The sequence below is a fragment of the Streptomyces glaucosporus genome, from assembly GCF_039533345.1.
GTDB lineage: Bacteria > Actinomycetota > Actinomycetes > Streptomycetales > Streptomycetaceae > Streptomyces > Streptomyces glaucosporus.
This window is the reverse complement of the sequence record NZ_BAAATJ010000008.1, coordinates 140,615-153,839: the sequence shown is the minus strand read 5'-3', so window position 1 is coordinate 153,839 and position 13,225 is coordinate 140,615. Positions and strand designations below refer to the sequence as shown.

General features: G+C 71.5%; 7 protein-coding genes. 5 read left to right on the top strand and 2 right to left on the bottom strand.

Going from position 1 to position 13,225, the window contains the following annotated elements; all coding sequences use genetic code 11:
- On the top strand, nucleotides 1-2,987 hold a 2,987-nt coding region (locus ABD358_RS11815; protein WP_344630875.1), incomplete at its 5' end, for a polysaccharide lyase family 8 super-sandwich domain-containing protein.
- A 91-nt stretch (nucleotides 2,988-3,078) separates the two neighbouring features.
- Here ABD358_RS11815 and ABD358_RS11810 read toward each other — a convergent pair.
- Nucleotides 3,079-6,033: a glycoside hydrolase family 48 protein gene (locus ABD358_RS11810; protein ID WP_344630874.1), complete on the bottom strand. Its 2,955-nt coding sequence runs from the start codon at nucleotides 6,031-6,033 to the stop codon at nucleotides 3,079-3,081.
- A 589-nt stretch (nucleotides 6,034-6,622) separates the two neighbouring features.
- On the opposite strand from ABD358_RS11810, the gene ABD358_RS11805 reads away from it, so the two are divergent.
- A complete protein-coding gene (locus ABD358_RS11805; protein ID WP_344630873.1) occupies nucleotides 6,623-8,383 on the top strand; it encodes a glycoside hydrolase family 6 protein in 1,761 nt (586 codons plus the stop codon).
- Between the two features lie 186 nt (nucleotides 8,384-8,569).
- Here the strand turns inward: ABD358_RS11805 and ABD358_RS11800 are convergent, their stop codons facing one another.
- Complete coding sequence (locus ABD358_RS11800) at nucleotides 8,570-9,607, bottom strand: LacI family DNA-binding transcriptional regulator (protein WP_344630872.1); 1,038 nt, start codon at nucleotides 9,605-9,607, stop codon at nucleotides 8,570-8,572.
- Between the two features lie 340 nt (nucleotides 9,608-9,947).
- Here ABD358_RS11800 and ABD358_RS11795 point away from each other — a divergent pair, with 340 nt between their 5' ends.
- The 3 genes from ABD358_RS11795 to ABD358_RS11785 are packed head-to-tail and all read left to right on the top strand — an operon-like array spanning nucleotide 9,948 to nucleotide 13,202.
- Nucleotides 9,948-11,231: an ABC transporter substrate-binding protein gene (locus ABD358_RS11795; protein ID WP_344630926.1), complete on the top strand. Its 1,284-nt coding sequence runs from the start codon at nucleotides 9,948-9,950 to the stop codon at nucleotides 11,229-11,231.
- A gap of 7 nt (nucleotides 11,232-11,238) precedes the next feature.
- The gene (locus tag ABD358_RS11790; RefSeq protein ID WP_344630871.1) at nucleotides 11,239-12,279 is read left to right on the top strand and encodes a carbohydrate ABC transporter permease; all 1,041 of its coding nucleotides are present in this window, start codon (nucleotides 11,239-11,241) and stop codon (nucleotides 12,277-12,279) included.
- Nucleotides 12,276-13,202: a carbohydrate ABC transporter permease gene (locus tag ABD358_RS11785; protein WP_344630870.1), complete on the top strand. Its 927-nt coding sequence runs from the start codon at nucleotides 12,276-12,278 to the stop codon at nucleotides 13,200-13,202. Before ABD358_RS11790 ends, ABD358_RS11785 begins: the two co-directional genes overlap by 4 nt.
- Nucleotides 13,203-13,225: the final 23 nt, after the last annotated feature.

Below are 13,225 nucleotides of genomic sequence, written 5' to 3'. Positions count from 1 at the left end.
CCCGGCCCGCCGGCCCGGCCGGCGGCCCGGCGGCGGCCGGAGCGCGGACGGCGGGCGCCGCCGGGCCCGGCGGCGTGTACGCGGAGCTGCTGCGGCGGCGGCACGAGCTGCTGGCCGGCGGCGAGGTCCCGGAGGGAAGCCCGCACCGCCCCGACCACGCCGCCGCCGTCGCCGCACGGGACCGGGCCGCCCTGTCGCACCTGGAGTCGCTGCGGACCGGCCGGGGCCGCACCACCCCCTGGGACGACCTGCCGCTCGGCGAGGGCGCGGGTCCGTCGTCGAACGTGACCGCCGCGGCCGAACGGCTGCTGGCCATCGCCCTGTGCTGTGCGACACCCGCGAGCCGGCTGTACGGCGACGCCGGGGCGGCCGCGCGGGCCGCCGAGGGGCTGGGGCTGCTCCACGCGTCCGTCTACCACGCCGGGCGGGCGCAGTACGGCAACTGGTGGGACTGGGAGATCGGCACCCCGGGGGCCGTGGGCGACGCCTGCGTCCTGCTGGGCGGCGCGGTCGGGGCCGGCGCCCTGGCCGGGCTGCTCGCCGCGGTCGACCACTTCGTGCCCGACCCGGGGCGGATGCTGCGCGGCACCCTCGCCTCCACCGGCGCCAACCGGGTCGACCTGTGCCGGATCACGGCCGTCCGCGGGGCCCTCGGCGCGGCCCCGGAGAGGCTCGCGCTCGCCTCCTCCCGGCTGGCCGGGGTGCTCGACCCGGTGCCGGTCGGCGACGGCTTCCACGCGGACGGCTCGTTCCTCATGCACACCTGCGTCGCCTCTCCCGGCACCTACGGCGAGGTGCTGGTGCGGGGCATGGCCGAGCTGATGCGGATGCTGCGCGGCACCGAGTGGGACGTCGGGGCCGCCGAGCGCGAGCACACCGTGCGCGCGGTGGAGCGGACCTTCGTGCCGCTGGTGCACGGCGGGCTGATGCCCGACTCCGTACGCGGCCGGGCGGTCTCGCGGGCGCACGAGCGGGACGCGGACGACGGCTTCCTGCTGGCCGTGGACGCGGTGAACCTGGCCGGCGCGCTGCCGCCCGAGCAGGCCGCGACCGCGCTGCGGCTGGGATCGCTGGCCAAGAGGTGGCTGCGGCGCAACACCCACCGGCCCCTCTCCGAGCGGCTCCCCGCGCAGATCGCCGCCGCGGCCCGGGTCCTGGCCGACCCCGGCGTCCCGGAGGCCGAGGAGCCCGTGGGGCACTTCGCCTTCCCCGGCATGGAGCGGGTCGTCCACCGCCGCCCCGGGTGGACGTACTCGCTGGCGCTCAACTCCGACCGGGTGGCCCGCTACGAGTACATGAACGGGGAGAACGCCCGGGGCTGGCACACCGGGGACGGGATGTTCCAGCTCCACCTGGACGGCGACCTCTTCCAGTACACCGACGAGTACTGGCCCACCGCCGACCCCAAGCGCCTGCCCGGCATCACCGTGGACACCGCCCCGCTGCCCGCCGGCGCGGGCGGCGACAACGACCGCGTGCCGCTGTCGGGCACGCGCTGGTCGGGCATGGTGGTCCTGGCGGCGGGGCGCGGCCTCGGGCTGGCCGGGATGGACTTCTGTGGGACCGACTCGCCGCTGCGGGCGCGCAGGTCCTGGCTGTTCCTGGACGACGCCGTGCTGACCGCCTCCTCCGGCGTCACCGCGGGCGGCGGACGCCGGATCGAGACGGTGGTGGACGCCCGGAACCTCCACGCGCCGGACGAGCGGCGGCCCGCACGGCTCACCGTGGACGGCACGCGGGTTCCCGAGGCGCTCGGCGAGGTCCTGCGCCACCCCCGTCCCCGCTGGGCCCACCTGGAGGGGACCGGCGGCCACGTCTTCCCCGCTCTCCCCCGGGGCGTGCGGGGGCCGCGGGAGCTGCTGAGCCTCCGCGCGGACCGCACGGGCTCCTGGCGGGACCTGAACGCCGGCGGCCCGGACGCGCCCGTCACCCGCCGGCACCTGGTGCTCTGGCACGACCACGGCGCCGACCCGGTGGACGCGGCCCACGCCCACCTGCTGCTGCCGGGCGCCACGCCGGCCGCCACGGCCGCCCGCGCCGCCCGGCCGGGCGTGGAGGTCGTCGCGCTGGGCGGGGACGTCCACGCCTTCCGCACCCTGCCCGGGGCGCCGGGCGTCCCGGACGGGGCGCGGCTGACGGCCGTCAACTTCTTCGCCGCGGGCTCCGCCGCCGGGGTGACGGCCGACGGGCCGTGCGCGGTGCTGGTCCTGGACCGGCCCGGGGAGCTGCGGATCGCCGTGAGCGACCCGTCCCGCTCGGCCGCCGTGGTGCGGCTGGCCCTGGACCGGGCGCCGGCCGCGGGCCGCCGGGTGGTGCGGGAGAGCGACGAGGGGCTCACCGTGCTCTCGGCGGGCCCGGACGGCGTCCGCCTCCTCGCCGAGACCGGTGGGCGGCGCGGTGCGACGCTGACGGCGGTCCTGGGGCCGGGCCCCGGGGCCGCCTGCGCCGCGCCGCGCCGGGAGGCGCTGCTGCTGGAGCCCGTGGCGGACGCGACCGTGCGCGGCGGCGCGCACTCCGGGGAGAACGACGGCGCCTCGCCGGTGCTGACCGTCCACAACCCCGGGAACGCCGCCGGGGACGCCGGGGAGCAGCGTGCGTACCTGCGGTTCCGGCTCCCGCCCGGGACGGCCGCCGGGGCGGTGCGGCGCGCGGTGCTCTGGGTGCGCGGGCACGTCCCCCAGGACCCGGGCAGCCGCGAGGACGACATGCTCTTCACGTCCCTGCGCGCCCACGGTCCGGCCGGGAACGGCTGGAGCGAGACGGGGATCACCTGGGACGCCGCCCCCGCGCCGGGGCCCGCCCTGGGCGAGGGTGTGGTGACCACCTACGACGACTGGACGGGCCTGGACGTGACCGCGGCCGTCCGGCGCCCGGTCACCGGGGAGGTGACCCTGGTACTGGCGCAGGACGGCCGCGGCCATCGGGTGCGGCTGGGCAGCAGAGAGGCGGGGGAGGACAGACCGCTGCTCCAGCTCGTCACCGGCTAGGGGATGTGGAGTTGTTCCGCTTGGAAGGCCCCCCGGCGCGGCCGCCGTCGACTCAGGCCGGACCGGGGGGCCGGCTCGTGCTCCTCCCCGGTCACTCCCCGAAGAGGTCCGCGTAGGTCGCCAGGGCGAGAGCCGCGTCCGCCTGGGCCCAGAAGCGGTGGTAGGTGAACTTCGGCGCCTCGCCGCCGTTCAGGTAGCTCTCCACCTTGCTGAACTGCGGGTCGTCCTCGTAGAAGGAGCGGATCGACAGGAAGGTGGAGTTCGAGTCGATCCTGTCGCCGTTCGGCATGGTCCCGGTCCAGCCGGAGGGGACGTGCACCTTGTCGCCGAAGCGCTCGTAGTCGGTGCGGGTCTCCTCGACCCCGATGCCCATGGCGTCCTGGTGGTGCTCCCACATGGCGTCCATCAGGTCCTTGGCGGTGGTCCTGGCCTCCTCGTCGCCGGACTTGGCGGCGTAGTACATCAGGGTCTTGGCCAGGGCCGCGGTGATGCCGACGTCGGTGCTGTAGTCACGGACCGTCACGTGCAGGTTCGTGTTGTCACCGGGGTCGGACGGGTTCCAGGTGTCGGGCCTGCCCGACCACTGGAGCGTCGACGGGATCTGGTAGTTGCCGTCGGGGTTGACGGTGATCTCGCCGAGGACCCAGTCCACCCACTTGTCCAGGACCTCCTTGGCCATGGCGTTGCCGGTCTCGTGGTAGAGCTCGGCGACGCGCTCCATCGACCAGGCCTGCATGCCGAACCACTGGTTGGACGGCGGGTCGTGGTAGACGGGCTTCTCGTCGTAGAACATGCCGTAGAAGGTGGGCGTGCCGGACGGCGGGGTGCCGTAGTTGCCGCCCCAGCTGTTGGTCGCGCCGCCCGCGATGGCGCCCTCGTCGGACTGCAGCCAGCGGTAGAACTCGACCTGGCGCTGGAGGCTCTTCTCCCAGTCCGCCACGGCGGTGGAGCCCTTGGGCTTCAGCTCCGGAACGGTGGTCAGCGCGTGGGCCGCCATCGGGTTCTGGTAGCCGAAGTGGTTGTGGCTGCTGCCGATCCGCCAGGCCCAGCCGGCGCTGGTGTCGGTGGCGCCGCCCCAGGCGTAGTACCAGGAGAGCAGGTAGTGCGCGCTGTCCTTGCCGGTGCCGGCGGGGCAGGAGGTGGCGCCCACGCAGTTGCCGACCTTCTTGAAGTACTTGTCGAAGAAGGCGTAGCGCAGGTAGTCGCCCATCTTCGCGGCCTTGGACAGGGTCGCGGAGATCTCGGACTTCCTGCCCTGCTCCTCGGCCCACATCTCGGCCCAGTAGGCGGCCTGGATGGCGCGGGCGTCGGCGTCGGGGGCGTTGGTGAACTTCCACTGCTTGGCGTAGCCGCTGTCCTTGATGAACAGGTCCAGGTAGCCGTTCCTGCCGCCGAACTTGAAGTCGTCGCAGGTGGGCTGCGGGACGGTCTCCCAGACCGACTCCTGCGAGCCGCGCTGGAAGGTGTTGATGTACGACGGGCCCTCCTGGCCCGGCCCGCCCTGGCAGACGCTGCCGGGGGCGTTGCCGTAGCCGTAGACGTTGTCCACGTCCTGGAGCCAGTGCATGCCGTAGATGTCGTCGGTGCCGTAGGCGCTGCGCAGCTCGGCCGCGATCGGGTCACGGCCCACCGGGACGCTGCTCTCGATCTGCGACGGGTAGTTCGACGGCTCCGGGTGCTCGGCCGCGTAGGTGGCCGGCTTGGAGGCGTCGTAGAAGCTGTTGGTGGGCTGGTCGTCCTTCGTGGGGATCATGTACTTCTCCATGATCTGCCACGACTCGTTGAACGGGCCCCAGTCCTCGGTGACCTTGCCGTACATGGCCTGGAGCCAGATCAGGTAGCTGTACGCCTCGGAGGTCGTCTCGTGACCGTGGTCGGGCGCCTCCACCATCAGCGTCTCGACCGAGTGGTAGGGGATGCCCTCCGGCGAGAAGTACCCGTTGGCCGGGTCGAAGATCTTGTTGTAGAGGTCGAGGAACCGCTCCTCGTACTCCCCGGCGTCACCGGAGTTGGCGAGCTGGGTCACCGTGACCTGGGCGTCCTTGTGACCGGGGGCGCTGACGGTGAACGTCGCGGCTCCCGAGCCGCTGTCGGCCGCGGCGATGGTCACCGTCTGGGGCGTGTTCCAGTCGGACGGGGTGAAGGTGAGCTGGGCGCCGCTCCGCACGGACAGTCCGGAGTTGCCGTCGGTGCGGCGCACGGTCGCCGTCACGGTGGAGGACGGCTGCTTGGAGAGCCGTACGGAGAACTCGCCGGTCTCCCCCTGGCGGATGCCGAGCTGGGCCGGGCTGACGACCAGCGCGGGGCCGGAGGTGACCTGGATGCCGACGGGCGTGGACTCGCTCGACATGCCGTTGGAGTCGTGGGCGACGGCGTAGAGGGAGTAGTTGCCCTCGGCGACGTTCTTCCAGTCGAAGGCGTAGGGCGCCGTGGTGTCGGTGCCCAGCAGCTCGGTGTCGCTGTAGAACTCGACCTTCTCGATGGTGGCGCCGGGTTCCTCGGCGCGCGCGGTGGCCGCCAGGGGGACGGTCGCGCCCTCGGAGAAGACCGCGCCCGGCGCGGGGCTGGTCAGGGTGGCGGTGGGCGCGGCGGCGGCGCCGTTGCAGCGGGTGCCGTTGACCGAGAAGGAGGTCGGGTCGGCGTTGGTGCCGCTGTAGCTGAAGTTGGCGCCCGCGGTGACGGCGGCGCCGGCGGCGATCCTCGTGTTGTACGACAGGTTCTTGACGGTGATGGTCCTGCCCGACTGCGACCACTGGCCGTTCCAGCCCTGGAGGAGCTTCTGGTTGCCGGTGTAGTCGTAGGTCAGGGTCCAGTTGTCGATCGCCTCGGAGCCCCGGTTGGTGATGGTGACGGAGGCGGTGAAGCCGGAGCCCCAGTCGTTCTTGCCGTAGTCGACGCTGCACTGGACGGCGGCGGCCTGGGCGGTGCCCTGCAGTGCCGAGGTCATCCCCAGCGGGAGGGAGACCACGGCGGCCGCCGCGAGCAGTCTTCTGGCTCTTCCTCTGCGAGGTCTCGGTGGCGCTTCCGGTAACGGTGACACGCGCATGCGGGGGTCCTCCTCGCGGCTCGGGAGTGGGGGGAGGAGCTGTGCCGTGCTTGGGGAGGTGCCGAAACCAGTGGGAGCGCTCCCAAGCGTCGGCGCGCACATGACACCTGTCAAGGGTCTGAACGAGATGACCCCGCGGAAGAAATTCGATCCGCCAATTCCTGAACGCACTCTGGCCACCACCGGAAGTTGGCGCTACGTTCGTCCCCAACCAGTGGGAGCGCTTCCACAGTCGTGCGCCAGGGACGGCGCGTTCGACCGACCAGGAGCCGCTTCATGTACCCCCCACCACGGCGCCGTCCGGCGTCGCCCGTCACCGCGGCACTCACCGCCGCACCCCTTCACGGCCGATCCCCCGGCCGCGTTCAAGGCGTCCCGCCCCACCCCGGCGGACAGCGCTCCCGGCCGGACCGGCGGGAGACGGGACCGGAGCCCTTCGCCGCTCCGGGCCGCGACCGCGGTCGTTCCCCACCCCGACGGAGGCCCGCCCACGTCCTGGGCACGCACCCGTGACACGACCGCACCCCGAAACGCGGAGCTGGACTCCGTCGTCATCCGGAGGACCCCCGGAAGGAAGAGGAAAGATCGCATGACAGGCACCAGTACATCGGCGCGGAAGCGCCGAACGGCGTTACTCGCCGCGAGTGCGCTGCTGGCCGGCGCACTCGGCGCCGGCGGCATGATGCAGGGCACCGCGGTGGCGGCGCCCGCGTGCACCGTCGACTACAAGGTCATGAACGACTGGGGTTCCGGCTTCACGGCCTCGGTCACCGTGACCAACAACGCCACCTCTGCCCTGAGCAACTGGAAGGTGGAGTGGGACTACACCGGGAACCAGAAGGCGGGTTCCGGCTGGAACGCCACCGTGGCCCAGAGCGGCGCGCACGTGACCGTCACCGCGCCGTCCTGGAACTCGACGCTGTCCGCGGGCGGTTCGGCGAACTTCGGCTTCAACGGCACGTACTCCGGCTCGAACCCGGCCCCCACCGGGTTCAAGCTGAACGGCACCCTGTGCAACGTCGACTCCCAGGACCCCGGTGACGACCCCGGCGACGACCCCGGTGACGACCCGGGCGACAACCCCGGCGACCCGGGCCGCGACCGCGTCGACAACCCGTACGCGGGCGCCAAGCTCTACGTGAACCCCGACTGGTCCAGGAAGGCCCGCGAGAGCGGTGGCGCCGCCATCGCCAACCAGCCCACCGCCGTCTGGCTGGACCGCATCTCCGCCATCGAGTCGGGCTCCGCCGGCAGCAACACCATGGGTCTGCGCGACCACCTGGACGAGGCCCTGGAGCAGGGCGCCGACGCGATCCAGATGGTCACCTACAACCTGCCCGGCCGCGACTGCGCCGCCCTCGCCTCCCAGGGCGAGCTCGGCCCGACCGAGATCGACAAGTACAAGAGGGAGTTCATCGACCCGATTGCCGAGATCGTCGGTGACCCGAAGTACGCCGATCTGCGGATCATCAACATCGTCGAGATCGACTCGCTGCCGAACCTGGTGACCAACGTCGGCAGCCGGGCCACGGCCACCGAGAACTGCAACACGATGCTGGCCAACGGCAACTACGTCAAGGGCGTCGGCTACGCCCTGGCCACCCTGGGCCAGTTCGACAACGTCTACAACTACATCGACATCGGCCACCACGGCTGGCTCGGCTGGGACGACAACTTCACCCCCACCGCCCAGCTGCTCCACAAGGCCGCCACCTCCGAGGGCGCCACGGTCGACGACGTCGCCGGCTTCGCCGCCAACGTCGCCAACTACGGCGCGCTCAAGGAGCCGTACTTCACCATCAACGACTCCGTGAACGGCACCTCGGTCCGCCAGTCCAAGTGGGTCGACTGGAACCGCTACGTGGACGAGCTGTCCTACGCCCAGGCCTTCCGCCAGGAGGCCGTCAAGGCGGGCTTCCGCTCCGACGTCGGCGTGATCATCGACACCTCCCGCAACGGCTGGGGCGGCTCCAAGCGTCCCACCGGTCCGGCCGCCAAGACCACCGTGGACGCGTTCGTCGACGGCAGCCGCGTCGACCGCCGCGTTCACACCGGCAACTGGTGCAACCAGGCCGGCGCCGGCCTCGGTGAGCGGCCGAAGGCCGCGCCCGAGCCGGGAATCGACGCCTACGCGTGGATCAAGCCTCCGGGGGAGTCCGACGGCGCCAGCGAGGACATCCCGAACGACGAGGGCAAGAAGGCCGACGAGATGTGCAACCCCGATTACAAGGGCAACGCACGCAACGGCAACAGCCCCTCGGGCGCCCTGGGCGGCGCCCCGCTCTCGGGCCACTGGTTCCAGGCCCAGTTCGAGGAGCTCCTGCGCAACGCCTACCCGCCCATCAGCTGATCGCCTCCCGGCGCCTGCCGGTGGGATGATCTGAGGCAAGCGGTACGGCAGGAGGGGCCGGTCGGTACGCCGACCGGCCCCTTCACCGTGCCCGCGGCTCCTCGCGGGACCCCGTGGGCAGTCCGGGGTTCCGCGAGGGGCCGCGACGAGACGGGAGGGAGCCACGCCGTGCGACCGGGTACGGGACTACGACGAGCTGCGGCGGACCAGTTCCGTCGGCAGCACCCTGTTCGAGTGGCCGCCCCGGCCCTCCTTGCGCCCCTCGATCTCCTCCAGCAGCCCCCGGACCATGGCGCGGCCCATCTCCTCGATCGGCTGCCGCACGCTGGTCAGGGGCGGATCCATGTGGCGGGCGACGGCCGAGTCGTCGAAGCCGACCAGGGCCACGTCGCCGGGGACGCTGCGGCCCTCCTCGCGCAGCACGGCCCGGGCGCCGGCGGCCATCACGTCCGAGGCGCAGAAGACCGCGTCCAGATCGGGGCGGGCGGCGAGCAGTCCGCGCATGGCGCGGCGACCGCCCTCCTCGGTGAAGTCTCCCTCGGCGACCAGCCGTTCGTCCTCCTCCAGGCCGGCGGCGCGCAGCGCGTCGCGGTATCCCTGGAGGCGGCACCGGGCGACGTACATGTCCGGCGGCCCGGTGACGGTGGCCACCACCCGCCGGCCGCGCCCGATCAGGTGCTCCACGGCGGCCTGCGCGCCGCCGGTGTTGTCGCAGTCCACGTACGGGACGGGTTCGTCGCCGCTGCGCCGGCCGCTGAGGACCGCGGGCATCTCGATCTGCTGCAGCAGGTCCGGCAGGGGGTCGTCGGCGTGGACGGAGAGCAGCAGCACGCCGTCCACCCGGTGGGCCGTCACGTACTGGGCGAAGCGGTCGCGTTCCTTGGGGGTGCGGATCAGCGTGAGCAGCAACTGCATGTCGGTGTCGGCGAGTTCGGCGCTGACCCCGCGGATGATGCCGGAGAAGTACGGTTCGGCGAACAGTCTGGTCTCGGCCTCGGGGATCACCAGGGCGATCGCGTCCGTGCTGCCCGCGGCCAGTGCCCGGGCCGCCCGGTTGGGCACGTAGCCCAGTTCGGCGATCGCCTGCTGGACGGCGGTGCGGGTCTGGTCGCTGACGTTCGCGGCTCCGTTGATCACCCGGGAGACGGTGCCGCGTCCCACCCCCGCGTAGGCGGCGACCTGTTCCAGGGTGGGCCTTCGGCCCCGCCGTCCGCTCACTGTCATGACCGCCTCCCCAGGTCTTGCCTGCTCACCCGCGCAGGACCGTCCGGCCCCGCGCACCAGTATCGATCAGCCACCGAAGCTAACAGCCGGATAACTGCATCGGGTCAGTGTGTCCATTCCCTTGACACCCGCGCCAGGGACCCGCGACCCTTCAACTCATCATGTCTGGGAGCGCTCCCAACAGACCTGACCCATACAGATCCCGCACGTTCCGCCCGAGCCGCAGCACCATTCCACCACCGCGGTCCCCCACACCTTCCCTCGGCCGGGAGAGAAACGTTCAGGGCGCTAGGAGGACGCAGTGCGCAAAACCCGCACCACCCGGAGAGCCGTGGCCGTGATGGCCGCCGCGGCCATCGGAACCAGTCTGCTCGCCGGGTGCGCGAGCGACGAGGAGACCGGCAGCGGAACCGGCGGCACCAGTGCCGACGGCAAGACCGTCATCACCGTCGGCCTCTTCGGGACGTTCGGCTTCAAGGAGGCCGGGCTCTACGAGGAGTACGAGAAGCTCAACCCGAAGGTCAAGATCAAGCAGACCGTCATCGAGCGGAACGAGAACTACTACCCGCAGCTCCTCACCCGCCTCGCCAGCAACAGCGGTCTCGCCGACATCCAGGGCATCGAGGTGGCGAACATCGCCGAGGTCGTCCAGACCCAGTCGGACAAGTTCGTGGACCTGGGCAAGGCCGACGGCGTCTCCAAGGACGACTACTTCGGCTGGAAGTGGCAGCAGGCCACCACCGCCGAGGGCAAGACCATCGGCCTGGGCACCGACATCGGCCCGATGGCGATCTGCTACCGCAAGGACCACTTCGAGGCCGCCGGCCTGCCCACCGACCGCGACGAGGTCGGCAAGCTCTGGGCGGGCAGCTGGGACAAGTACATCCAGACCGGCAAGAAGTTCATGAACAGCGCCCCCGAGGGCGTCAAGTGGGTGGACTCCGCCAGCGGTCTGTACAACGCGGCCATCTCCTCCAGCGCCACCCGCTACTACGACGACAAGGGCGAGGTCATCTACAAGACCAACCCCGACGTCAAGAGGGCCTGGAACGTCGCCGCGGAGGCCGCCTCCGAGGGGATGACCGACAAGCACGAGCTGTTCACGGACTCGTGGAACAAGGCCATGAACAACGGCACCTTCGCCACGCTCTCCTGCCCCGCCTGGATGCTCGGCTACATCCAGGACAAGGGCGGCGAGAAGGCCAAGGGCAAGTGGGACGTCGCTCCCGCCCCCAAGCCCGGCAACTGGGGCGGCTCCTTCCTCGGCGTGCCCGAGGCGAGCAAGAACAAGGAAGAGGCGATCAAGCTCGCCGCCTGGCTGACCGCGCCCACCCAGCAGGCCAAGCTCTTCGCCGAGCGCGGCAGCTTCCCGAGCGCCCCGAAGTCGTACGACACCCCCGAGGTCGCCGACGCGAAGCACGAGTTCTTCTCCCAGGCGCCCATCGGCAAGATCTTCTCCGCCGCCGCCGAGGGGATCCCCACCCAGGTGATCGGCCCGAAGGACCAGGTCATCCAGGAGAACATCGCACGCACCGGTCTGCTTCAGATCGAGCAGAAGGGCCTGTCCCCGGCCAAGGCGTGGGACGCGGCCACCAAGGCAGTCGACAACGCCCTGGACGAGTGATCGACAAGTGACCACAACCGGTTCGCCGGTGTCCGCGCCCCCCGCCAAGCAGGGGGGCGCGGCCCCGCGCCCCAGGACCGCTCCCCTCACCCCCGAGGACCGGCGGCGGGAACGCCGCAGCCGCTGGTACCAGCGGGACGTGAAGTGGAGCCCGTACGCGTTCGTCGCCCCGTTCTTCCTCTTCTTCGGGGCCTTCAGCCTCTTCCCGCTCCTCTACACGGGCTGGGCGTCCCTCCACAAGGTGTCCCTCACGGCCCCCACCGATATGGAATGGGCCGGACTGCACAACTTCACCCGGCTGTTCGAGGACGAGTTCTTCTGGAACGCCCTGCGCAACACCCTCAGCATCGGGATCATCTCCACCGTTCCCCAGCTGCTGATGGCCCTCGGCCTGGCGCACCTGCTGAACTACAAGCTGCGCGGCGCTACGTTCTTCCGCGTGGCGATGCTGGCCCCCTACGCCACCTCGGTGGCCGCGGCGACCCTCGTCTTCGTCGTGCTCTTCGGCCGTGACTACGGCATGATCAACTGGGCTCTGGGGACCGTCGGCATCGACCCCGTCGACTGGCACAACGACACCCTGACCTCCCACGTCGCGATCTCCACGATCGTGATCTGGCGCTGGACGGGCTACAACACCCTCATCTACCTCGCCGCCATGCAGGCGGTCCCCAAGGACCTGTACGAGTCGGCGGCGCTGGACGGCGCCTCGCGCTGGCAGCAGTTCGTCCACGTCACGATCCCCGCGCTGCGGCCGACGATCCTGTTCACGATCGTCGTCTCCACCATCGGCGCGACGCAGCTGTTCGGCGAGCCCCTGCTGTTCAACCCGGGCGGCGGCGCGAGCGGCGGCGCGGACCACCAGTACCAGACCCTGGGCCTGTACCTGTACGAGCAGGGCTGGGTGAACCTCCACCTGGGCCGGGCCTCCGCCATCGCCTGGATGATGTTCCTGATCCTGCTGCTGATCGCCCTGGTCAACTGGGTGATCGCGCGCGCCATGCGCAGGAGCGAGCTGGGTCGCAAGTCCGCGAGGAGGCGGTCATGAGCCTGCTGACGAAGTCCGACCGCTCGGCGGCCGGCGTCCCCGCGTCCCGCCGCGGCGAACCGTCCCGGCGCCGGAGCGGCCGGGGCAGGGCGAGCAGCGCCGGCGGGCAGCTGCACGGCGGCAAGTTCACCTACGCGGTGCTGATCGCCGTCACCGTGATCGCCCTGTTCCCGCTGTTCTGGACGGCCGTCGCCGCGTCCCGCAACAACACCCGGCTCGCGGAGATGCCGCCGCCCTTCTGGTTCGGCGGCAACCTCTTCAAGAACCTGGGGATCGCCTGGAGCGACGCCAACATGGGCCTGGCGCTGCTCAACACCACGATCGTGGCCGGATCGATCGCGGCGGGCACCGTGCTGTTCGGGACGATCGCCGGGTTCGCCTTCGCCAAGCTGCGGTTCCGCTTCCGCAACCTGCTGCTGATGCTGACGATCGGCACCATGATGGTTCCGCCGCAGCTCAGCGTGGTGCCGCTGTTCATGGCGATCGCCGAACTGGAGTGGACCAACCAGCTCCAGGCCGTCATCCTGCCGACCCTGGTCAGCGCCTTCGGTGTGTTCTTCATGCGCCAGTACCTGCTGGAGGCCCTGCCGACGGAGCTGATCGAGGCCGCCCGCGTGGACGGCGCGAGCAGCCTGCGCATCGTGTGGCACGTGGTCTTCCCCGCCGCCCGGCCCGCGATGGCCGTGCTCGGCATGCTGACCTTCGTGATGGCCTGGAACGACTTCTTCTGGCCCATCATCGCCCTGACCCAGGAGAACCCGACCGTCCAGGTGGCCCTGACCGGCCTGGGCCGCGGGTACATCCCCGACCAGTCGGTGATCATGGCCGGCGCCCTGCTCGGAACCCTGCCGCTGCTGCTGATCCTCACCGTCTTCGGCAAGCAGATCGTCGGCGGCATCATGCAGGGAGCCGTCAAGGGCTGAGGTCCAGGCCTCTTCCGCTTACC

Coding starts and splice junctions, on each gene's coding strand:
- ABD358_RS11810 (WP_344630874.1), bottom strand. CDS start 6,033: ATGCGCGTGTCACCGTTACCGGAAGCGCCACCGAGACCTCGCAGAGGA.
- ABD358_RS11800 (WP_344630872.1), bottom strand. CDS start 9,607: ATGACAGTGAGCGGACGGCGGGGCCGAAGGCCCACCCTGGAACAGGTC.
- ABD358_RS11785 (WP_344630870.1), top strand. CDS start 12,276: ATGAGCCTGCTGACGAAGTCCGACCGCTCGGCGGCCGGCGTCCCCGCG.
- ABD358_RS11805 (WP_344630873.1), top strand. CDS start 6,623: ATGACAGGCACCAGTACATCGGCGCGGAAGCGCCGAACGGCGTTACTC.
- ABD358_RS11795 (WP_344630926.1), top strand. CDS start 9,948: ATGGCCGCCGCGGCCATCGGAACCAGTCTGCTCGCCGGGTGCGCGAGC.